Genomic DNA, 19871 nt, shown 5'->3' with positions numbered 1-19871 from the left:
GAGCCCGTCGAGCCGCTCATCGTTGGCGCTGACGGGCGCATTGGTCGAACACAGGGGCTGCATAGGCATCTGGCTGGGCGAGGATAGGAGCGCTGCGTGATATTGATACGCCATTAATGTGACGACGTCTAATCGTTCCTCGCCAGGCTGGGTCCTGCCAGCAGAATCAGCCTTCACGCTGCCTCTTCCAGCCTCCATGCTTTCGCCGGCCCGATCAGCGGAAAGCTGCACACACGGACGCGCCAAGCCGTAGGGTGCGCCGCGCGCACCAGCTGCGGCCTCGTAAACACGCGGTGCGCACGGCGCACCCTACGACGTCCTCGAACCCACCTGAACGATGCACGGCAACGGCAGTCGGAAAAGCAGAACGACTGCCACGGAGGCCCCATCCCATGCTGCCGAACCGCGCCTTTCTGTGCGTTCTCACCCTGGCCCTGCTCAGCCCGCTGGCTCACGCCGAGCAAGCCCTGCGCATCAAGAGCCTGCAACGTTGCGGCGACCTGCTCGCCACCGACCGGCAGGAATGGTGCCTGCAGGTCCGCGGCCTCGGCGAGAAGGTGCCCCGGCTGCGACTCGGCGACAAGACGCTGCCGGCAAAGGCGGTGCAGCGCAGCGAGGGCGGCCTGCGCCTGCAACTGAGCCGCGATGAAAATCGCAGCGCGCCCCTGTGGCTGGAAGACGGCTCGCGTGTCAGCAACCCGGTGTGGCTGTCGCTCAACGGCAGCCACGTACTGGCCGCCGGCCCGGATGAAGTGGCGAAGAACATGGATGGGCTGACCACCTATCTCGACCTGATCAGCCTGTTGATCGAGGAGAGCCACGACGGTCTCGAGGAGGCCAGGCGCCTGGCGCAGAAATACGATGCCGAGGTGGTTGGCGCCATTGCCCCACTGAACGTCTACCAGCTGCGTCTGCCAGTGAAGAACCTGACGGAGCGCGACGCCCTGGTGCTGCGCATCGGCAGTGAAACCAGCGTCGATGCCGTGGTGGTGGAAGAAAGCGCGCCCGAACGCGGCGAGGAAGCCGAAGCGGCGCGCCAGCCTGCGCGCAAGCCGCAGAAGAACTCCGAGGAATGGGCGGCCAACCGTTTCATGGACGCGGTGAACTACTACCAGCGACGCATTCCCGCCAGCGACTCGCCCATCGAGACCCAGCCGGTGCGCATTGGCGTGATCGAGCGCAACGTCGACTTCGACGCCCCCGACTTCGCCGACTACCTGGGCGCCTGCCCTGACGGCAAACCGCGCACCTGCCTCTATGCCCGCGACGCCGACGAGCCGGACAACCACGGCAGCACGGTGGCGGGCATCCTCGCCGCGCACTGGGACAAGGGCGGCAACACCGGTTTCCTGCGCGGGCTGGACAAGGCCAGCAACGGCTTCGAGGTGATAGTCGAGCGCAATTCGGATGCCGGCATCACTGCCAACATCGCCGCCTCGGTCAACCTGGTGGAAGACGGCGTGCGCGTGCTCAACTGGAGCTGGGGCATTCATCGCGTCGGCACCCGCAATATCGAGGGCGACGAGATCGATTCGCTGGTGCGCTCGAACATCGCCATGAGCGGTTACGAGGAGCTGCTGGAAGAATTCTTCCTCTGGCTGCGCAACGAACACCCGGACGTGCTGGTGATCAACTCCGCCGGCAACGGCTCGTCCTATTCCGGCCGCGACGAGTACCGCCTGCCCTCCTCCTTCATCACCGAGCAGTTGCTGGTGGTCGGTGGGCACCAGCGCAGCGAGCGCGAGAACCTGGCCATCGACGACCCCGCCTACGCGGTCAAACGCGACTCGTCGAATGTCGACATGCGCGTGGACATCACCGCCGCCGCCTGCGCCCGTGCCTCCACCCGGCAAGTCGATGCCAGCGGCGACGTGCACTGCGGCACCTCCTACGCCACGCCGCTGGTCACCGGCATCGTCGCCGCCATGCTGTCGATCAACCCGCAGCTGCAACCGGAACAGGTGCGCATGTTGCTGCGCCGCAGCGCCATGACCATCGGCGGCGACTACGACTTCGAACCCATGGATGCCGAAGACCTGACCGCTCCGATCCTGCCGTCGGAACGCAACTACGAACTGAGCGACAAGGACGTGGGCCGTTCGGCCCGGCTGGATATGCAGAAGGCACTGGACCTGGCGGTGCAGAGCCTGGATCGGGTGCGTTGAGGCGAGGCGATCAGCGCAGCAGCCCGGCCACCTTGCGCTGCAACAGTTCGATCAGCTCTGGCTGCATGTAGGCGTAGTCATCGGGGATATCCAGGCAGATCACGCGCTTGCCCGCCAGCGCCTGGCGGTACTGGCGCATCAATCGGCTGCGGTGGCGCTTCTCCATCACCAGAATCAGCGTGGCCCACTGGACCTGCTCGGCCGACAGACGCACCTCGGCGTCCGGCGCCAAGCCGGCGGAATCGGTTTCGACACCTGGCCAGGAGCCGAACAGCTGCTCGGCGGTCGGGCTGCGCAAGCGGTTGCGACTGCTGATGAACAGTGCGCGGATCAATCGCCAGAAACCCGCTCGTAGAGTTCGACCGGCTCCAGCTTGCCCTGGCAGCCGCATTCGCTATGCCCCAGACCCAGATGGCGGAAGCCGGCCTTGAACAACACGCGCCCGGACTGCGGGTTGCGCGCCAGGTGGCTGGCGTGCAACCGGCGCAGACGCAGGTGGCGGAAGGCGAACTCCACCAGTGCATTGCAGGCCTCGCTGGCATAGCCACGGCTCCAGTACGGCACGCCGATCCAGTAACCCACCTCGGCCTCGCCGCGGCCGATGTCCTTGAGTGTGATGCTGCCGACCAGCTGGCCGCTGCCCGTCTCGATGATCACGAAGCTGGCCGCCTTGCCGTCATGCCAGTCCTGCGTGCAGCGCTCGATCCACTGCTGCGCGAGCTCGGGCGGATAGGGATGGGGAATGCTGCGGGTGACATCGGCAATACGGAAATCGCCGGCCAGACGCTGCACCTCGTCGGCATCCTGCGGCTGCGGTGGGCGCAGCGTCAGGCGTTCGGTTTCGATGCGATGCTCATCCATTTGCGTCTCCTGTCAGATCCATAGGGTGCGCTGCGCGCAGCGGCGTTGCTCCTGAAGCGCCCGCTCAGACCGGGGAAGGCCCGATGGGATAGAACTGCCCGGCACTCCACACCCCAAGCCAGGGCTTGCCGTCCACTTCGCGCTCCACCGCCAGCTCCACCAGCTGGTAGAACACGTTGCGGTGTATCAGCGCTTCGAGGTTACGCCGCACCAGAATGTAGGGCGAGGGTTCGAGTGTCGCAGGGTCGATTTCCACCCGAATCGGATGCTCGGCGCCGGCCACCACCTCGTCCTCGACGTTGGTGGTAAAGCGCAGCACCTGCGCTTCCCCCTCGCCCTCGACCTGCAGAGTCACGGCGACGAAGGGTGCGTCGTCCACCCTGATGCCCACCTTCTCCACCGGCGTGATCAGGAAGTAGTCGTCGCCGTCACGGCGGATGATGGTGGAAAACAGCCGCACCATGGGTTTGCGACCGATGGGTGTGCCCAGGTAATACCAGGTGCCGTCGCGGGCGATGCGCATGTCGATATCGCCACAGAAATCGGGGTTCCACAGGTGCACGGGGGGCAGGCCCTTGCCTTCGCCCTTGGGGATCTGCGCCAGCAGGTCGCCGGCCTTGCCTGGATCGCTCATGCTCTCTCCTCGTCCATTGCTGCGAACCGAAGAGGATACACCCTGACCAGGGCTTTGGCCGCGACAGGAGGCGGCAGATCCCAATCGCCGCCAAAGCACCTCCTGGCCGAGCCGAGCGCGGCGTGGACAGGCGCGGGCTTCGATCCTTCCGGGCAGTCGCTCAGCGCCCCACGCCCAGCAGGCTGCGCGCGTAGTCACGCAGCGGCGGGCCGATCAGGTCCTGGGGTTGGGCGTCGTAGAAGGTGAGAAAGCCGCCACGGCTGCGGATGCGCGCGGTGTCCACCAGATAGCGGGTGTTGGTCTCGATCAGCATCAGCTGAATCACCGCACGGTCGGTGCCGAGACGATCCAGCGCTTCCTGATCCTCCCACTCCTCCACCGTGCCGATGCGATCGTCGCTGTAGGCGAAGCGGCCGTAGAGCAAATAGTGCGCCCCGGCAGCGCGAGCCTCGGCCATCGCTTCATCCAGCCCGGCCGGCTCGCGGGCGCGGCGCACCAGGGGAAAGTATTCGACGAAGCCCTTGAAGGCCTCCTCCGCCACCACGTTGGGCCGCGGGTAACCGTGGCCCGGCGGCACGAAATGGCCTTGGGCGATGTAGATGAAGGAGTCCTGCTGCAGGCGCCGCGAGGCCATGCGCTCGGTGCGCCCGTGGTCGAGAAAACCGGCGTCGCGCAGGTGGTACTCGGCGCCGCTGGCCAGATCGCTGACCTTCATGCAGCCAGCCAGCCCCAGCAGCGCCACCAGTAGAAGCAGGTTACGCATGAATCCATCCTCCTCGTGCCGGTGACGGAAAACCGGCGGATAAGGCACAGATGCAGATTCTGCGCCAGCCTGGTCAAAGCCCGCGCTGCCACTCCTGCCGCAGGTTCGCCTGCTGCGGTTGCTCGATGGCCGCGCGCACCTGGGCCAGCAGACGCGCCTTGTCACGCCCCAGGTTGCCCTTGAGCACCAGGTAGTTGGACGCGTGATCGCTGCGAAACACCGTCTGCTGCAGCTCGAGGCCTTGCAGCAGGCGCTCGACCTCAGCGAACAGCTGCAGCTGCGTCAGCGGCTGGTAATCGGCGAACTGCTGGCGAAAGCGCGCCTCCCCCATGGGGAAACTGACCACCAAAGTGGAAAGGTATTCGGGCTGGGCTTCGTTCATCAGGCGCGCCGAATTGTCGGCATGCTGATCGCTGAGCACCTGGCCACCGAGCCCGTTGAGAATCATCACCGAGCGGGTGATGCCGGCCTGGCCGAGCTTGTCCAGAGCGCTGAGGCTGGACTCGAAGGTTTCCCCCTTGTTGACCCGCGCCAGCACCTCATCATCGCCCGACTCGCAGCCGACATAGGCCATCTTCAACCCGGCATCGGCCAGCTCCTTGAGCTCGTCCACCGACTTCTTGCGCAGGTTGCGCGGCAGGCAGTAACTGGAAACCCTACGGACCTCGGGCATGTGCTCGCGGATCGCCTGCAGGATGGCCAGCAGACGCCGAGTCGGCAGCACCAGGGCATCGCCGTCGGCGAGAAATACGCGGTTGACGATCAGTTGCTCGCCGGCGCGACGAATCTCTTCCAGCACCTGCGCCTCGTCACGGGCACGGAATTTCTTCTGCGGGGCGGTGTACATCTCGCAAAAGGTGCACTGGTTCCAGGAGCAGCCGTTGGTGACCGGCAGAATCAGCGACTGGGCCTCGCTCGGCGGACGGAACACCGGCTCGATATAGGCGATGGGAAAGGTGGCGGACATGCGGAAGGACACTCGGTTGGTTGACGCCCCGGCAGTGTATCCGGAGCGGACGTGACTGCCGAGCCACGCGGACTATCGCGGCGAGCGTGCATCGCGCGAGCCATCTCACCGCCTGCGGTGCCCATGGCGCACCCTCGGGGATCGGTGTAGGGCAGGCGCATGTTAGGTGCGCCGCGCGCACCGAGGACCGCAAGCGTCGGGAAATGGGTGCGCATGGCGCCCCCTGCGGATCAGCCGCCGATGATCTTCATCACCGTCACGCCGCCGGAGAAGGCCAGATCCTGCTTGTCGCCAAGGGCCTTGACCAGCAGCCGCTGCAGCGCTGGCAGGGCCTGGTGACGCGGCTTGTCCAGCAGATCGCCGACATAGTGACGATTGCTCGACGACAGGCAGCCATGCAGCCAGCCGGTGGACGACAGGCGCAGGCGCGAGCAGGTGCGGCAGAACGGCACGCTTTCGTTGGCGATCACGCCGAAGTGGCCGAGGCCGGGAATGGCATAGCGCATCGCCGTGGCATCCACCGGCGCATCAGCCTGGACGTACTGGTAGCGACTGCCGATCAGCTCCAGCAACTGCGCCAGGCCAACGAACTGCTGGTTGAACGCGTTGCCATCGCGCGCCAGATGGCCCATGCGCATCAGCTCGATGAAGCGCAGTTCGAAACCGCGCTCCAGGCAGTAGTCGAGCAGCGGCAGAACCTGGTCGAGGTTCTGCCCGCGCAGCGGCACCATGTTGACCTTGATCTTCATCCCCGCTTCGCGCGCTGCTGCCATGCCGGCCAGGACGGTAGCCAGGTCACCACCGCGAGCGATGCTGCGGAAGGCACTGGCGTCGAGGGTATCGAGCGAAACGTTGAGCCGGCGAATGCCGCACTCGACCAGCAGCGGCAGCTTGCGCTCGAGCAGTTGGCCGTTGGTGGTCAGGCTGATGTCATCGAGACCGAGCTGGCTGACTTGCCGCAGGAAGGGATCCAGGCGCGTGCTGACCAGCGGCTCGCCGCCGGTGATGCGCAGGCGCTCGATACCGGCCGCTTCGATCAGGTAGGCGACGCCGCGGGCCATGGCCTCGGCGGAAAGCTCGTCCTGTGCCGCCACCAGGCGCTTGCCGTCAGGCACACAGTAGGTGCAGGCGTAGTTGCAGGCGGCGGTCAGGCTGATACGCAGGTTGCGAAAACGCCTGCCCTGGCGGTCGACGATCATGGCGGACTCCGATAGGGACAACGGGAGTATATCGCCGTAACCGGCCGTGGCACATGGACCATCGACCGGCTGAATGAGCGGGGTCGCATTTGCCGGGGGTCGGTGTCGCCCCGGTAGCGAGCCCCGCCGGGCCTCAGTCGCGCTTGCGCTTGTTGCCCATGCGCACGCCGATGTCCATGAGGAACTGGAAGAAGCCTTCCTGATCCTCGAGCACGTTGCTCCAGAACGGCGAGTGGTACAGCGCCACGGCGCCGTGTACCAGCGCCCAGGCGGCGCAGTAGTGGAAGTACGGCGGCACGTCTTCCAGCTTGCCTTCGGCGATGCGGCCCTTGATCAGCTGGGTCAGGCGCTCGAAGTTGGAGGCGCGGATCTTGTGCAGCTGCTCGACCATCTCCGGCACCTGATTGCCCTTGACCACCTTCTCTTCCAGGCGGTCGAACAGGCGATAGCGCTGCGGGTCGCGCATGCGGAATTCGAAGTAGGCGCGCGAAAGCGCTTCCTTGTCACGATCCACGTCGGCCGAATGCAGCAGCTCGTTGAGATCGCGCTCGTAGTCGAGCATCAGGCGCAGGTAGATCTCCGCCTTGGACTTGAAGTGCTTGTAGATGGTGCCTTTGCCGATACCGACCGCATCAGCGATCATCTCGACGGTAACGCTGTCTTCACCCTGTTCGAGGAAGAGTTTCAGCGCGGTGTCGAGAATTTCTTGCTCGCGGCGACGGAATTCGCGGACCTTACGGGGTTCTTTCTGCATAAAGGGACTGCGGGGTCAAAAATCGAAGCCGCCTATTATGCCCAAATGTAGCCAAATTGCACGGATCATCCGACCATGTACGTGTTTCATGATGAGTTTCCCCAAGAAAGTGGACTGCGTTATCTGAACCATGCGGCGGTCGCCCCCTGGCCGAAACGCAGCGCTGAAGCGGTGCAGCGGTTCTCGGAAGCGAACGTGACCAGCGGCGCACGTGATTATCCCGACTGGTTGAAACTGGAGCGTAGCCTACGCGAACGCCTGATGCGCCTGCTGAACGCACCAAGCACCGGCGACATCGCACTGGTCAAGAACACCTCCGAGGCACTCTCGTTCGTGGCCTTCGGCCTGGACTGGCGCCCCGGCGACCAGGTGATCATCAGCGACGAGGAATTCCCCTCCAACCGCATCGTCTGGCTGGCGCTCGCCGCCCAAGGCGTGGAGGTGGTCGAAGTTAGCCTCAAGGGCGATGATCCGGAGGCAGCCCTGCTCGCCGCCTTCACGCCGCGTACGCGCCTGCTGTCGATCAGTGCGGTGCAGTTCGCCAGCGGCCTGCGCCTGGATCTGCCGCGCCTCGGCCGCGGCTGCCGTCAGCACGGCGTGCTGTTCTGTGTGGATGCCATCCAGCAGCTCGGCGCCCTGCCCTTCGACGTCCAGGCCTATGACTGCGACTTCGCCATGGCCGACGGCCACAAATGGATGCTCGGCCCGGAAGGTCTGGGCGTGTTCTATTGCCGCACCGCGGTACGCGAACAGTTGAAGCTGCACGAATACGGCTGGCACATGCTGGAGCATGCCGGCGACTACACCCGCCAGGACTGGCAACCGGCGCGCAGTGCGCGGCGCTTCGAATGCGGCAGCCCGAACATGCTCGGCGCCTTCGCCCTGGAGGCGAGCCTGTCGCTGCTCGAGGAAGTGGGCATGGAGCGCGTCGGCGCGCTGCTGGAAGAGCGTGTGCAGCAATTGACCGACGGCATTGCCAGGCTACCGGGCGCTACGCTGCACAGTCCGCTGGCTACGCAACGCCGCGCCGGCATCCTCAACTTCAGCCTGACCGGCTGGGACAATGCCGCGCTGTATCAGCGCCTGCGCGAGGAGCAGGTGATCTGCGTGCAGCGAGGGCCGGGAGTAAGGCTTTCGCCACACTTCTACACCCAAGAGCAAGTGATCGAGGAAACGCTGGGTCTGCTAACCCAGCTGGCAAAAGGGTGAGGACTCAACAGCGTCCGCGGTATTCCAAATCTGTTTAAAAAACACACGATTTTGCCTGGACGCTCGCCCAACATGACCAATACTGGAACTTACTGGTGTGCGGCATCTCCCCCCAAGTGCCCCGCCAGCCAAGGTACCGTGGACCGCGTACCTTGATTTACTCCTAATGGTCTTAACCCGGATTCATCCCCCAGAATCCGGGTTTTTTTTGCTCAGCGGATCGGCGTTTCCGTAGGCTGGGTTAGCCGCCCGTCACGAGTCGTAGATTGCTTCGCTGGATCTGGGTGCGGCGTAACCCACCATGGCTGCAACGCCCCACATCGCCTGGTGCGCGCGGCGCACCCTACGGGCTGTTATGCGTCGGCCACACCAGCCAACGGGAACAGGCGCTTGAAGTTGCTCGAGGTCTGCTCGGCCAGGGTCTCGTAGCTGACGCCACGTAGTACGGCCAGGTACTCGGCCACTTCACGCACGTATTGCGGCAGATTGGGCTTGCCACGGTGCGGCACGGGCGCCAGGTAAGGCGAGTCGGTCTCCACCAGCAGGCGGTCGGCCGGCACCTGGCGCGCCACCTCGCGCAGCGCTTCGGCATTGCGGAAGGTAACGATGCCGGACAGCGAGATGTAGAACCCGATATCCAGCGCGGCCTTGGCCATCTCCCAGTCTTCGGTGAAGCAGTGCAGCACCCCGGCCTGCGGCAGCGCCGCCTCGCGCAGCAGCGCCAGGGTATCGGCGCGAGCCTCGCGGGTATGCACGATGACCGGCTTGCCGGTGATGCGCGCCGCTTCCAGATGCAGACGGAAGGACGCCTGCTGCAGCGCGGCGGATTCCGGCTCGTAGTGGTAATCCAGGCCGGTTTCGCCGATGGCGACCACCTTCGGGTGCGCCAGCTCGCCCAGCAGCCAGTCCAGCGCCGGTTCGGCGCCCGGCTCGAGGTCCAGCGGATGCACACCCACCGAGCAGTCGACATCGGCATAACGCTCGGCCAGGCCCTTGACCGTGGCCGCGTTGTCGGCGCTGACGCCGATGCACAGAAAATGGCCGACGCCGGCGGCGCGCGCCGCATCCAGGGCAGCATCCAGCGAACCGCCATGGGCAGCCAGGTCGAGACGATCAAGGTGGCAATGGGAGTCGATCAGCACAGCGGGAGAACTCGGGCAAAGGGAAAGCCCGAATTGTAATCGAAAGCGGCAGGTGCCTGGACGACGGAGATACATTGGCCGCGAGCAGAGTTCGCTCGCGGCCAGCGGATTACATGGTGTGCGTCGGGCGGTCGGACTTCAGTGCGCCGGCGAGGTAGGTTTCGATCTTGTTGCGGGCGGTGTTGTCACCGTCGTTGAACTGCACACCGACACCGGCGGCGCGGTTGCCCTGGGCCCCTTTCGGGGTGATCCACACCACCTTGCCGGCTACCGGAATCTTCTCCGGCTCGTCCATCAGGTTGAGCAGCATGAACACTTCGTCACCGAGCTTGTAGCTCTTGTTGGTGGGAATGAAGAGACCGCCATTCTTGATGAAGGGCATGTAGGCCGCGTACAGCACGGACTTGTCCTTGATGGTCAGGGACAGAATTCCGTTACGGGGACCCAGATTGGGTGGCAGGCTCATCAGCGCATTCCTGGCGTTTATTGCTTAATGCTTGATTCTAGGGCCTGTTCATACTCTCACGCAAACCAGCGGGTGGCAGGCAGCCAGCAGAATGTGACGCCTTGCCGAATCCCGATGCGACCTTTGTCAGCCGCGCCCCTGCTCGGGCAGAGCGGCCCACTGCACCAGCAAGGCTTCCAGTAGCAGCACACGATTGAGGTTGGCCTTGCCGATCACCTTCTGCCTTTGGCCAAGCAGCCATTCCTGAATGGCCAGCACCCTGGCCTGCGGCGTCTTGTCCGCCAGGTATTGCACCACCTTGCGCATATCCGCCTGGCCCAGGCCCTCCTCGTCCCTGGTCAGCTGGTAACGCAGCATCAGCTGCGCCCAGTCGCAGAACCAGTCGAAGAGCAGATTCAGCGGCAGCGCGTTCCAGCTTTCCGCCAACTGGCTTGGCGAAACCTGCTGCTTGAGCAACTTCTTCACCCCCTCTACCGCCTGCGCGCGCTGCTCGCGCACGCCCTGCGCCTGCAAGCGCACGGCGGCCAGTGGCGAGCCCGCCGCCAGGGTCAGCAGATCGCTTCGTTCATCGTCGCCCAGCTCGGGCAGCGCCTGGGCCAGCCAGGCCAGGCTAGTCGCCTCGCTCGGCAGCGGACAGGCCTGCTGCACGCAGCGACTCTTGATGGTCGGCAACAGGCGGCTGGGCTGATGGCTGATAAGCAGCAGCACGGTATTGCCGGACGGCTCTTCCAGGCTCTTGAGCAGCGCGTTGGCGGCATTGAGGTTCATCGCCTCGGCCGGCTCCAGCAACACCACCTTGCGCCCGCCAAGCTGAGCGGTCTGCACCACGAAATCGACCAGCTCACGCACCTGATCGACCTTGATCGGCTTGTCCGTCTCCTCGGGCTCGAGCACGAAGTTGTCCGGGTGAGTACCGGCAGCCAGCAGATGGCAGGACTTGCAGTTGCCGCAGGCGTCCAGGCCGCTCGGGCTCTGGCAGAGAAGATATGCCATCAGGCGCTCGGCCAGCGCGCGCTTGCCGATGCCGGTGGGACCGTGCAGCAGGTAGGCATGGGCATGCTGACTGCGCCCGGCCAGCTGCTGCCAGAGCGGTTGCTGCCAGGGGTAGATCTCAGCCACGGCAGGCCTCCAGCAGGCTCGGCAGCAAGGCGTCGATATCGGCCTGCACCTGAGCCAGGGTCTGTCCGGCATCCAGCACGCGATAACGTTGTGGCGCCTGCGCGGCGCGCTGCAGGTAAGCCTGGCGTACCGCTTCGAAGAAGCCACGGCCTTCCTGCTCGAAACGGTCCAGGCGCCCGCGCGCCGCGGCGCGAGCCAGACCGACTTCCACCGGCAGATCGAAAATCAGCGTCAGGTCGGGACGCAGCTCGCCCTGGACGAACTGCTCCAGCTGCGCAATGCGCTCGATGGACAGTCCTCGCCCGCCGCCCTGATAGGCATAGGTGGCATCGGTAAAACGGTCGCATAGCACCACACAGCCCTTGGCCAAAGCCGGGCGAATGACCTGCTGCAGGTGCTGGGCACGCGCGGCGAACACCAGCAGCAGCTCGGTATCGGCCGCCATCGGCTCGTCGCTGGGGTCGAGCAGCAGCTCGCGGATACGCTCGGCCAGCGGTGTGCCGCCGGGTTCACGGGTCAGCACTACGTCGACGCCCCGCTCGCGCAGGCGCTCGGCCAGATACTCGCGGTTGGTGCTTTTGCCAGCGCCTTCCGGGCCTTCCAGGGTAATAAACAGACCGGTCACGGATTGCCCTTATTCAGTTTCGGCCGCCGCACGGGGCGCGGGGCTGGAGCGGTAGTCGGCGCGACGCTTGAGCTGGTATTCGCGCACGGCGCGGTTGTGCTCGGCCAGGGTGTTGGAGAACACATGGCTGCCGTCGCCTCGCGCGACGAAATACAGGGTGGTGCCATCGAGCGGGTTGAGCGCGGCGTGAATCGCCTCACGCCCGACCATGGCGATCGGCGTCGGCGGCATGCCGTCGATGGTGTAGGTGTTGTAAGGCGTCGGTGTACGCAGGTCGGCACGGGTGATGCGACCGTTGTAGCGCTCGCCCATGCCGTAGATCACGGTGGGGTCGGTCTGCAGGCGCATGCCGATGCGCAAGCGGCGCACGAACACCCCGGCGATTTCGCCGCGCTCCTCGGGCACACCGGTTTCCTTCTCGATCATCGAAGCCATGATCAGCGCGTCGTAAGGCGTGCGATAAGGCAAGCCCTCGGCACGCTTCTGCCACTCTTCGGCAAGCACGGCCTCGAGGCGGGCATTGGCCTGCTTGAGCAGGTCCTCGTCGCTCATGCCGCGCACATAGCGGTAGGTATCGGGGAAGAAGCGTCCCTCGGGATTCTGCCCGGCCAGGCCGAGACGCTCCATCAACTGCGCGTCGCTCAGATTGGCCAGGCGCTGTTCCAGGCGCTCCTGACGGGCCAGGGCCGCGCGCACCTGACGGAAGTTCCAGCCCTCGACCAGCGTCAGGCTGTACTGCACCACTTCGCCACGCTGCCAGAGCCCCAGCATCTGCTGAGCGGTATGTTCGGGCAGCAGACGATACTCGCCGCTGTGCAAAGCGGGAGCGCGCAGGTTGAAGCGCCAGTACAGACGCAACCAGAAGGCGTTGTCGATCACGCCCTCCGCTTCCAGACGATTGAGCAGGCCACTCGGCGTGGCGCCGGACGGCACCTCCAGCAGCATTTCCTCCTCGAGCTGCAGAGGCTGCTCCAGGGCTCTCTGCTGCAGCCAGGCGGCACCGACCACCAGCAGCGCAGCCAGTAGCACGCCGCACTCAAGCAGCACCAAGATCTTGCGTAGCACCAGTTATTTACTCAGTAGGTCGCAGACGATGGCCTGCAGTTTACGGGTGAGCGGCCCGACCGGCCAGTGTCGCTCCTGCAGTGCCGTTACCGGCCAGATGCCGTAAAGGCTGTTGCAGAGAAAGACTTCGTCCGCGCTCAGCAGTTCGTCGTAGGAAACATCACGCAACTCGATGGACAAACCGAGCAGCTGAGCCTGCTGCAGGATCTCGGCGCGCATCACGCCGGCGACGCCGCAGCGCGACAGGTCCGCGGTCACCAGCCCGCCGCCACGCACCAGAAACAGATTGCTGTAGACCCCTTCGATCACCCGCCCGCTGGCGTCGAGCATCAGGCCCTCGGCGTACTCGGCCCCCTGCCACTCGGCACGGGCCAATACCTGCTCCAGGCGGTTGAGATGCTTGAGTCCGGCAAGCAAGGGCTGCTCTGCCAGGCGGGTCGTACAGGGAAACAGGCGCACGCCCTGCTCGGCGTGGGCTGGAGGATACTGTGGCAACGCCGCGGCCTGCAGAATACGCTGCGGCTGACAGGGCTGTGGCGGCGCATAGCCGCGCTGGCCCGCACCGCGGGTGACGATCAGCTTGGCCACACCCTCGCCCAGTTGCCCGGCAAACGCCTGCAACTCGCTTTCCATCAACACCAGATCGAGAGGAATGGACAGCCGCCGGCAACCTTCGGCCAGGCGCGCCATATGCCGCGCCAGCAAGGGGATGCGCCCGCCACGCACGGCGATGGTCTCGAACAGACCATCGCCGTAAGCCAGGCCACGGTCGCGAACCGACAACTGCTCGCCGGGCGCGCCGTTGACCCAGCTCAGCATCAGCCGTGGTACCGACGGAACAGCAGCGAGCCGTTGGTGCCGCCGAAGCCGAAGGAGTTCGACAGGGCGATCTCGATCGGCATGGCCTTGGCCTGGTGCGCGACGAAGTCCAGGTCGCAGCCTTCGTCCGGCTCGTCCAGGTTGATGGTCGGCGGCGCGACCTGGTCGCGGATCGCCAGCACGCTGAAGATCGCTTCCACCGCACCCGCAGCACCCAGCAGGTGACCGGTCATGGACTTGGTCGAGCTAACCGCCAGCTTGTAGGCGTGATCGCCGAACACGCTCTTCACCGCCGCAGCTTCGGCAATGTCGCCCGCCGGAGTCGAAGTGCCGTGGGCGTTGATGTACTGCACCTGATCGGCATTGATGCCGGCATCGCGCAAGGCTGCCGCCATGCAGCGCGCCGCACCGGCGCCATCCTCGGGCGGCGAGGTCATGTGGAAGGCGTCGCCGCTCATGCCGAAACCGATCAGCTCGGCATAGATGGTGGCGCCACGCGCCTTGGCGTGTTCCAGCTCTTCCAGTACCAGGGCGCCGGAGCCATCGGACAGCACGAAGCCGTCACGGCCCTTGTCCCACGGACGGCTGGCCTTGGTCGGCTCGTCGTTGCGCGTCGACAGCGCACGCGCAGCACCGAAGCCGCCCATGCCCAGACCGCAGGCCGCCATCTCGGCGCCGCCGGCGACCATCACATCGGCTTCGCCATAGGCGATGTTGCGCGCGGCCATGCCGATGCAGTGAGTGCCGGTGGTGCACGCCGTGGCGATGGCGTAGTTCGGCCCCTGCAGCCCCAGGTGGATCGACAGGAAGCCGGAAATCATGTTGATGATCGAGCCCGGCACGAAGAACGGCGAAATGCGCCGCGGCCCCTGCTCGTGCAGCGATTTGCAGTTGTTCTCGATATTGGTCAGGCCGCCGATACCGGAGCCCATGGCCACACCGATACGCTCGCGATTGGCGTCGGTGATGTCCAGTCCGGAATCACGCACGGCCTGGAAGCAGGCAGCGAGACCGTACTGGATGAACAGGTCGAGCTTGCGCGCCTCCTTGGCGGAGAGGTACTCCTCGACGTTGAAACCCTTGACCGACCCGCCAAAACGGGTGGAGTAGGCGGACAGGTCCATGTGCTCGATCAGACCGATGCCACTGCGCCCGGCCAAAATGCCCTGCCAGCTGCTCGGCACATCGTTACCCAGCGGCGACAACATGCCCATACCGGTAACCACGACGCGTCTACGCGACACAGCAATCTCCTCTTGTTCTACTCAGGCGCCACATGCGCCTTGCACGTAAAGAAAAGCCGCACGCCTGATTAGGGAGTGCGGCTTTTCTCGGTCAGAAAGCTGACTGTGACTTATTGCGCGTGGGCAGTCACGTAGTCGATGGCTTCCTGAACGGTGGTGATCTTCTCAGCTTGCTCGTCCGGGATCTCGGTCTCGAATTCCTCCTCGAGAGCCATCACCAGCTCAACGGTGTCAAGAGAGTCGGCACCCAGGTCTTCAACGAAGGAAGCGCTGTTGGTTACTTCCTCTTCCTTGACGCCAAGTTGCTCAGCAACGATTTTCTTGACGCGTTCTTCGATGGTGCTCATACCTTGTTTTCACTCCTATTGGACAAATCCAGGCAGCTGGTAGCGGCCAAGTGTATAGAAAGGGTTTTTAGCATTTCAAGCTGAATGCCGGGGAGCCCCCAGGAACACTTCAACGATCTGTCTATAAACCTGTTGCAGCTTTATAACGGATTTTAGACAGCCACTATGACAGTTTTCTGATGGCTCGCGTCACATTCGAGAACCTCCGGACAGTCGGAGGCGCCCTTTTTAGCTCATGTACATACCGCCGTTCACCGGAATAGTAGCCCCAGTGACGTAGCCTGCGCCATCGGAAGCCAGGAAACCGACGACCTTGGCGATCTCTTCGGCCTGGCCCAGACGGCCCAGCGGAATCTGCGTCAGCAGCGCGTCGCGCTGTGCTTCCGGCAGCTCGCGGGTCATGTCGGTGTCGATGAAACCCGGGGCTACCGAGTTGACGGTAATGCCGCGCGAACCGACTTCACGCGCCAGAGCGCGGCTGAAACCTTCCAGACCGGCCTTGGCGGCAGCGTAGTTGGCCTGTCCGGCATTGCCCATGGCACCAACCACGGAACCGATGTTGATGATCCGGCCGAAGCGCGCCTTGGTCATGCCGCGCAGCACGCCCTTGGACAGGCGATAGAGACTGTTGAGGTTGGTGTCGATGACGTCGAACCACTCGTCGTCTTTCATGCGCAGCATCAGGTTGTCGCGGGTGATACCGGCGTTGTTGACCAGAATGGCCGGCGCACCGAACTGCTCGGCGATAGCACCCAGCACGGCCTCGACGGACTCGGCGCTGGTCACGTTCAGTTCCATGCCGGTACCGCTGATGCCGTGTTCTTTCAGCGTGGCAGCGATGCGCTCGGCACCGGATGCCGAAGTGGCAGTGCCGATGACGATGGCGCCCTGACGGCCCAGCTCCAGAGCAATTGCCTGGCCGATACCACGGCTGGCGCCAGTGACCAGCGCGACCTTACCTTGCAGACTCATGTTCGTTCTCCTTTCTCAAGCCAACGCAGCACGAGCAGCGGCGAAAGCATCGGGGGTATCCAGATTGTGGGTGTTGATGCCTTTGACGCAGCGCTTGTTCAGGCCGCTGAGCACCTTGCCGGGGCCGCACTCGACCAGATCGGTTACGCCCTGCTCGGACAGACGCACCATGGACTCTACCCAGCGAACCGGGCTGTACAGCTGCGCCAGCAGGTCGGCCTTCAGGGTGGCCAGGTCGGACACCACGGCGGCGCTGACGTTCTGCACCAGCGGGATCTGCGGCGCCTGCCAGTTCAATGCCTCGACCGACTCGGCGAAACGCTCGGCAGCAGGCTTCATCAGCGCGCAGTGCGACGGCACGCTGACCGGCAGCGCCATGGCGCGCTTGGCGCCGCGCGCCTTGCACGCCTCGATGGCGCGTTCGACGGCAGCCGCGCTACCGGCGATCACCACCTGACCAGGGGCATTGAAGTTCACCGCACTGACCACATCACCCTGCGCGGCTTCGGCGCAGGCAGCCAGCACGTCGGCATCTTCCAGACCGAGGATGGCGGCCATGCCGCCCTGCCCGGCCGGAACGGCCTGCTGCATCAGTTGACCGCGGCGCTCCACCAGCTTCACGGCGTCGGCGAAGCCGATGCTGCCCGCGGCGACCAGCGCGGAGTACTCACCCAGGCTGTGACCGGCGACGAACGCCGGCTTGGCGCCACCCTCGGCCAGCCACAGACGCCACAGGGCGATGGAGGCGGTGAGGATGGCCGGCTGGGTCTTGTCGGTCTGGTTCAGCTGCTCTTCCGGACCTTGCTGGGTCAACGCCCAGAGATCGTAACCGAGCGCTTCGGAGGCTTCGCCGAAGGTATCGAGCACCAGCTGCTGCTGGGCACCGTGCTCGGCGAGCATGGCCAGGGCTTGCGAACCCTGACCGGGAAAGACGAATGCGAGGGATGCAGACATGAATAAGTCCCTTGAGTCGAAAAACCAACGCCAGGCGAGCCTGGCGCAGCAAACTGACAGTTGGATGACAGGCCGCGTGCCGCGGTCACATTCCGCCGCTGGTCACACCTGAAAACGCGACGAGTCTACAGCAACAAGTCCTCGAGGCGACCATGCAGTCGCTGCGGCAAATTTTCCTGCACCTCGCGCAGCGCACAGCGAATGGCACTCTGGAAGCTCTCCTGACCGGCCGCGCCATGGCTTTTGACCACGATGCCCTGCAGCCCGAGAAAGCTCGCGCCATTGTGCCTGGCCGGCGCCAGGTCGGCCTTGAGGCGGCGCAGCAGCGGCATCGCCAAAGCACCGACCGCCTGGGCGAACAACCCCTCATTGAACAGCGTCTCGACCCGGCCAGTGATCATCTTCGCCAGGCCTTCGCTGGACTTGAGCAGGATGTTGCCGACGAAACCATCGCACACCACGACATCGGCTTCGCCACGGTACACCCCGTCGCCTTCTATATAGCCGATGAAGTTCAGCCCACGTGCCTGCTGCAGCAGGCTGGCGGCCAGCTTGACCTGCTGATTGCCCTTGATGTCTTCGGTGCCGACATTCAGCAGCGCCACGCGCGGCCGAGACACACCCAGCGTCTCGGCCGCGACTGCTCCCATGATCGCGAACTGGTAGAGATGCTCGGCACTGCAGTCGACATTGGCGCCCAGATCCAGCAGGTAGCAGTGGCCACGCTCGGTCGGAATCGGGCTGACCATGGCCGGCCGGTCGATACCCGGCAGCGTCTTGACCACGTAACGCGACAGCGCCATCAGCGCACCGGTATTGCCGGCACTGACGCAGGCATGCGCCTGGCGCTGACGCACCAGTTCCAGCGCCACGCGCATCGAGGCATCGGGCTTGCCGCGCAAGGCCTGAGCCGGGCGCTCGTCCATGGCGATCACTTCGCTGGCGTGATGAACCTGCAGGCGCGAGCGATCGACGCCGGACTGGCGAGCGAGCTGTTCTTCGATAAGAGGGGCTTGGCCGACGAGGGCCAGGTGCAGCGAGGGGAATTCGGCCAGCGCAGAAATGCAGGCCGGAACAATGCAGTGGGGACCGAAGTCCCCACCCATTGCATCAATCGCGATGATCGAGGCGGACAAGGATTACTCGTCAGCGCCCTTGTCGATCACTTTGCGACCGCGGTACACGCCTTCCGGAGAAACGTGGTGGCGCAGGTGAACTTCACCGGTGCTCTTCTCTACGGACAGGGTGCTGGCCTCGAGAGCATCGTGCGAACGACGCATGTCGCGGGCGGAACGGGATTTTTTGTTCTGCTGAACAGCCATAACTCATTAACTCCTAAACGTTTGGGTCACGCTTTAACTGCGCCAATACACTGAACGGGTTGGACCGCGATACCTCGTCCTCGCCCGGCTCGGGCTCATCGAGACCGTCCGGCTGCTGGCAATCACCTGGGGCATGAGCAGGAACGATCGGCAGGGCGAGAAGCAATTCATCCTCGACCAGACCGAGCAGCTCCAGCGGCTCTTCACCCACTTCCAGCACGTCGTAGCCCTTCGGCAAGGACTGAGTGTTCGCTCCAACCCGAACCACGGCGTATTCACATTCGCTGCGGATGGGTAGCGCGACCAGCTCCAGACAACGCTGGCAGACCATTTTGACCTCAACCTCGAGCTCACTGCGGATCACCACAGTTTTCTGCTCGTCACGCCCGAAATGAAATTTCGCCTGCACCGTGCCCGCCGTATCGGCAAGCGGGTCGCAGAGACGCGGCAGGCTGGCCAGCTCGAGCTGCCCTTCGAGGGTAGCTTCGCGGTCGGCGAGCTTGCGCGGATCAACGTGAGGTGGAATCGGCCCATTCAACATAGGCGCAGCATTCTAGGGATGCACCCTGCCCGTGTCAAAGGAAATTCGGCCTGTCTTCAAGCGGTGGCGATCAGTAGAATTCTTCGCCCACTTATATAAAGGAAGAGAACATGCCCGCGCTGCTGCTCGCCTCCAGCTCACCCTATCGCCGCGAGCTGCTCGACCGCCTGCAACTACCCTTTACCTGGCAGTCACCCAGCATCGATGAAAGCCGCCGCGAAGGCGAAGCCGCCATCGACCTGGTCAAACGCCTGGCCGAAGAAAAGGCCCGCGCCCTCGCCAGCAGCCATCCTGACCATTTGATCATTGGCTCGGATCAGGTCGCCTTACTCGACGACGGGCAGATACTGGGCAAACCCCACGACCTGCCAAGAGCCCAGCAGCAGCTGCGCGCCGCCAGTGGCAGCAGCGTCACCTTCCTGACCGGCCTGGCGCTGCTCAACACCAGCAGCGGCAGGTGCCAGGTGGACTGCGTGCCCTTCACCGTGCACTTCCGCCAACTTAGCGACGAGCAGATCCTGCGCTATCTGCAACGCGAGCAGCCATTCGACTGCGCTGGCAGCTTCAAATCGGAAGGCCTGGGCATCAGCCTGTTTCGCAGCACCGAAGGCGAAGACACCACCAGCCTGATCGGCCTGCCACTGATTCGCCTGGTGGACATGCTGCTGAACGAGGGAATCGCAGTCCCTTGAGTCACCCATAA

Annotated in this window: 23 protein-coding genes; 3 read left to right on the top strand and 20 right to left on the bottom strand. The window is 64.5% G+C overall.

All coding sequences use genetic code 11. The annotated features are described in order from the left end of the window. Positions 1 to 392: 392 nt before the first annotated feature. Positions 393 to 2165 carry a S8/S53 family peptidase gene (locus N7333_RS07575; RefSeq protein WP_129484164.1) on the top strand — a complete coding sequence of 591 codons (1773 nt, stop codon included), beginning with the start codon at positions 393 to 395 and terminating at the stop codon, positions 2163 to 2165. Positions 2166 to 2175: 10 nt separating this feature from the next. Here N7333_RS07575 and N7333_RS07570 read toward each other — a convergent pair whose 3' ends face one another. The 7 genes from N7333_RS07570 to N7333_RS07540 form a co-directional block, all read right to left on the bottom strand. Beyond that, the gene (locus N7333_RS07570; protein WP_129484163.1) at positions 2176 to 2499 is read right to left on the bottom strand and encodes a low molecular weight protein tyrosine phosphatase family protein; all 324 of its coding nucleotides are present in this window, start codon (positions 2497 to 2499) and stop codon (positions 2176 to 2178) included. Beyond that, complete coding sequence (locus tag N7333_RS07565; RefSeq protein ID WP_003245149.1) at positions 2496 to 3026, bottom strand: GNAT family N-acetyltransferase; 531 nt, start codon at positions 3024 to 3026, stop codon at positions 2496 to 2498. The genes N7333_RS07570 and N7333_RS07565 overlap by 4 nt, the downstream gene beginning before the upstream one ends. Before the next feature lie 64 nt (positions 3027 to 3090). Further along, positions 3091 to 3660: a DUF1285 domain-containing protein gene (locus N7333_RS07560; RefSeq protein WP_012018169.1), complete on the bottom strand. Its 570-nt coding sequence runs from the start codon at positions 3658 to 3660 to the stop codon at positions 3091 to 3093. Between the two features lie 160 nt (positions 3661 to 3820). After that, complete coding sequence (locus N7333_RS07555; protein WP_003245152.1) at positions 3821 to 4423, bottom strand: DUF4823 domain-containing protein; 603 nt, start codon at positions 4421 to 4423, stop codon at positions 3821 to 3823. A gap of 73 nt (positions 4424 to 4496) precedes the next feature. Beyond that, on the bottom strand, positions 4497 to 5390 hold the full coding sequence (locus N7333_RS07550; protein WP_012018167.1) for a radical SAM protein: 894 nt from the start codon (positions 5388 to 5390) through the stop codon (positions 4497 to 4499). Between the two features lie 230 nt (positions 5391 to 5620). Further along, positions 5621 to 6589 carry a radical SAM protein gene (locus N7333_RS07545; RefSeq protein WP_129484161.1) on the bottom strand — a complete coding sequence of 323 codons (969 nt, stop codon included), beginning with the start codon at positions 6587 to 6589 and terminating at the stop codon, positions 5621 to 5623. 133 nt (positions 6590 to 6722) lie between these two features. After that, positions 6723 to 7343: a TetR/AcrR family transcriptional regulator gene (locus N7333_RS07540; protein WP_003245158.1), complete on the bottom strand. Its 621-nt coding sequence runs from the start codon at positions 7341 to 7343 to the stop codon at positions 6723 to 6725. Positions 7344 to 7418: 75 nt separating this feature from the next. On the opposite strand from N7333_RS07540, the gene N7333_RS07535 reads away from it, so the two are divergent. After that, positions 7419 to 8552, top strand: a complete 1134-nt coding sequence (locus N7333_RS07535) for an aminotransferase class V-fold PLP-dependent enzyme (protein WP_129484160.1) — start codon at positions 7419 to 7421, stop codon at positions 8550 to 8552. Positions 8553 to 8905: 353 nt separating this feature from the next. On the opposite strand, the gene N7333_RS07530 is transcribed toward N7333_RS07535, so the two are convergent. The 13 genes from N7333_RS07530 to N7333_RS07470 form a co-directional block, all read right to left on the bottom strand. Beyond that, a complete protein-coding gene (locus N7333_RS07530; RefSeq protein WP_003245162.1) occupies positions 8906 to 9694 on the bottom strand; it encodes a TatD family hydrolase in 789 nt (262 codons plus the stop codon). A 109-nt stretch (positions 9695 to 9803) separates the two neighbouring features. Further along, the gene (locus N7333_RS07525) at positions 9804 to 10160 is read right to left on the bottom strand and encodes a PilZ domain-containing protein (protein WP_003245164.1); all 357 of its coding nucleotides are present in this window, start codon (positions 10158 to 10160) and stop codon (positions 9804 to 9806) included. A gap of 126 nt (positions 10161 to 10286) precedes the next feature. Continuing rightward, positions 10287 to 11279, bottom strand: a complete 993-nt coding sequence (locus N7333_RS07520) for a DNA polymerase III subunit delta' (RefSeq protein WP_129484159.1) — start codon at positions 11277 to 11279, stop codon at positions 10287 to 10289. After that, positions 11272 to 11904: a dTMP kinase gene (tmk, locus tag N7333_RS07515; protein ID WP_129484158.1), complete on the bottom strand. Its 633-nt coding sequence runs from the start codon at positions 11902 to 11904 to the stop codon at positions 11272 to 11274. The genes N7333_RS07520 and tmk overlap by 8 nt, the downstream gene beginning before the upstream one ends. A 9-nt stretch (positions 11905 to 11913) precedes the next feature. Further along, positions 11914 to 12969 (bottom strand): endolytic transglycosylase MltG, encoded by a 1056-nt coding sequence (gene mltG / locus N7333_RS07510; protein WP_129484157.1) that lies wholly within the window; start codon positions 12967 to 12969, stop codon positions 11914 to 11916. Positions 12970 to 12972: 3 nt separating this feature from the next. Further along, positions 12973 to 13788: an aminodeoxychorismate lyase gene (gene pabC, locus N7333_RS07505; RefSeq protein WP_129484156.1), complete on the bottom strand. Its 816-nt coding sequence runs from the start codon at positions 13786 to 13788 to the stop codon at positions 12973 to 12975. Next, positions 13788 to 15032 (bottom strand): beta-ketoacyl-ACP synthase II, encoded by a 1245-nt coding sequence (fabF, locus tag N7333_RS07500; RefSeq protein ID WP_012018160.1) that lies wholly within the window; start codon positions 15030 to 15032, stop codon positions 13788 to 13790. Before fabF ends, pabC begins: the two co-directional genes overlap by 1 nt. Before the next feature lie 110 nt (positions 15033 to 15142). After that, positions 15143 to 15379 (bottom strand): acyl carrier protein, encoded by a 237-nt coding sequence (gene acpP, locus N7333_RS07495; protein WP_003245177.1) that lies wholly within the window; start codon positions 15377 to 15379, stop codon positions 15143 to 15145. Positions 15380 to 15607: 228 nt separating this feature from the next. Continuing rightward, a complete protein-coding gene (fabG, locus tag N7333_RS07490) occupies positions 15608 to 16351 on the bottom strand; it encodes a 3-oxoacyl-ACP reductase FabG (protein WP_013714817.1) in 744 nt (247 codons plus the stop codon). Positions 16352 to 16366: 15 nt separating this feature from the next. Next, a complete protein-coding gene (fabD, locus tag N7333_RS07485; RefSeq protein ID WP_129481435.1) occupies positions 16367 to 17305 on the bottom strand; it encodes an ACP S-malonyltransferase in 939 nt (312 codons plus the stop codon). Between the two features lie 125 nt (positions 17306 to 17430). Continuing rightward, positions 17431 to 18441 (bottom strand): phosphate acyltransferase PlsX, encoded by a 1011-nt coding sequence (gene plsX, locus N7333_RS07480; protein WP_129481436.1) that lies wholly within the window; start codon positions 18439 to 18441, stop codon positions 17431 to 17433. Positions 18442 to 18444: 3 nt separating this feature from the next. Next, on the bottom strand, positions 18445 to 18627 hold the full coding sequence (gene rpmF, locus N7333_RS07475; protein WP_003245185.1) for a 50S ribosomal protein L32: 183 nt from the start codon (positions 18625 to 18627) through the stop codon (positions 18445 to 18447). Positions 18628 to 18640: 13 nt separating this feature from the next. Further along, complete coding sequence (locus N7333_RS07470; protein WP_003245186.1) at positions 18641 to 19168, bottom strand: YceD family protein; 528 nt, start codon at positions 19166 to 19168, stop codon at positions 18641 to 18643. Between the two features lie 110 nt (positions 19169 to 19278). Between N7333_RS07470 and N7333_RS07465 the strand changes: the two genes are divergently transcribed. Next, the gene (locus N7333_RS07465) at positions 19279 to 19860 is read left to right on the top strand and encodes a Maf family protein (RefSeq protein WP_279858619.1); all 582 of its coding nucleotides are present in this window, start codon (positions 19279 to 19281) and stop codon (positions 19858 to 19860) included. The last annotated feature ends 11 nt before the right edge of the window (positions 19861 to 19871 follow it).

This window comes from Pseudomonas sp. GD04158, from assembly GCF_029834875.1.
In the GTDB taxonomy this organism is placed as follows: Bacteria; Pseudomonadota; Gammaproteobacteria; order Pseudomonadales; family Pseudomonadaceae; genus Aquipseudomonas; species Aquipseudomonas hydrolytica.
Note: the sequence above shows the minus strand (reverse complement) of the source record. Positions and strands in the feature narration are given on the sequence as shown.

Bases quoted from the DNA above. Each gene is read 5' to 3' on its own strand.
- N7333_RS07575 (WP_129484164.1), top strand. From the start codon at position 393: ATGCTGCCGAACCGCGCCTTTCTGTGCGTTCTCACCCTGGCCCTGCTC.
- N7333_RS07565 (WP_003245149.1), bottom strand. From the start codon at position 3,026: ATGGATGAGCATCGCATCGAAACCGAACGCCTGACGCTGCGCCCACCG.
- N7333_RS07560 (WP_012018169.1), bottom strand. From the start codon at position 3,660: ATGAGCGATCCAGGCAAGGCCGGCGACCTGCTGGCGCAGATCCCCAAG.
- N7333_RS07555 (WP_003245152.1), bottom strand. From the start codon at position 4,423: ATGCGTAACCTGCTTCTACTGGTGGCGCTGCTGGGGCTGGCTGGCTGC.
- N7333_RS07550 (WP_012018167.1), bottom strand. From the start codon at position 5,390: ATGTCCGCCACCTTTCCCATCGCCTATATCGAGCCGGTGTTCCGTCCG.
- N7333_RS07545 (WP_129484161.1), bottom strand. From the start codon at position 6,589: ATGATCGTCGACCGCCAGGGCAGGCGTTTTCGCAACCTGCGTATCAGC.
- N7333_RS07540 (WP_003245158.1), bottom strand. From the start codon at position 7,343: ATGCAGAAAGAACCCCGTAAGGTCCGCGAATTCCGTCGCCGCGAGCAA.
- N7333_RS07535 (WP_129484160.1), top strand. From the start codon at position 7,419: ATGTACGTGTTTCATGATGAGTTTCCCCAAGAAAGTGGACTGCGTTAT.
- N7333_RS07525 (WP_003245164.1), bottom strand. From the start codon at position 10,160: ATGAGCCTGCCACCCAATCTGGGTCCCCGTAACGGAATTCTGTCCCTG.
- pabC (WP_129484156.1), bottom strand. From the start codon at position 13,788: ATGCTGAGCTGGGTCAACGGCGCGCCCGGCGAGCAGTTGTCGGTTCGC.
- acpP (WP_003245177.1), bottom strand. From the start codon at position 15,379: ATGAGCACCATCGAAGAACGCGTCAAGAAAATCGTTGCTGAGCAACTT.
- fabG (WP_013714817.1), bottom strand. From the start codon at position 16,351: ATGAGTCTGCAAGGTAAGGTCGCGCTGGTCACTGGCGCCAGCCGTGGT.
- fabD (WP_129481435.1), bottom strand. From the start codon at position 17,305: ATGTCTGCATCCCTCGCATTCGTCTTTCCCGGTCAGGGTTCGCAAGCC.
- rpmF (WP_003245185.1), bottom strand. From the start codon at position 18,627: ATGGCTGTTCAGCAGAACAAAAAATCCCGTTCCGCCCGCGACATGCGT.
- N7333_RS07470 (WP_003245186.1), bottom strand. From the start codon at position 19,168: ATGTTGAATGGGCCGATTCCACCTCACGTTGATCCGCGCAAGCTCGCC.
- N7333_RS07465 (WP_279858619.1), top strand. From the start codon at position 19,279: ATGCCCGCGCTGCTGCTCGCCTCCAGCTCACCCTATCGCCGCGAGCTG.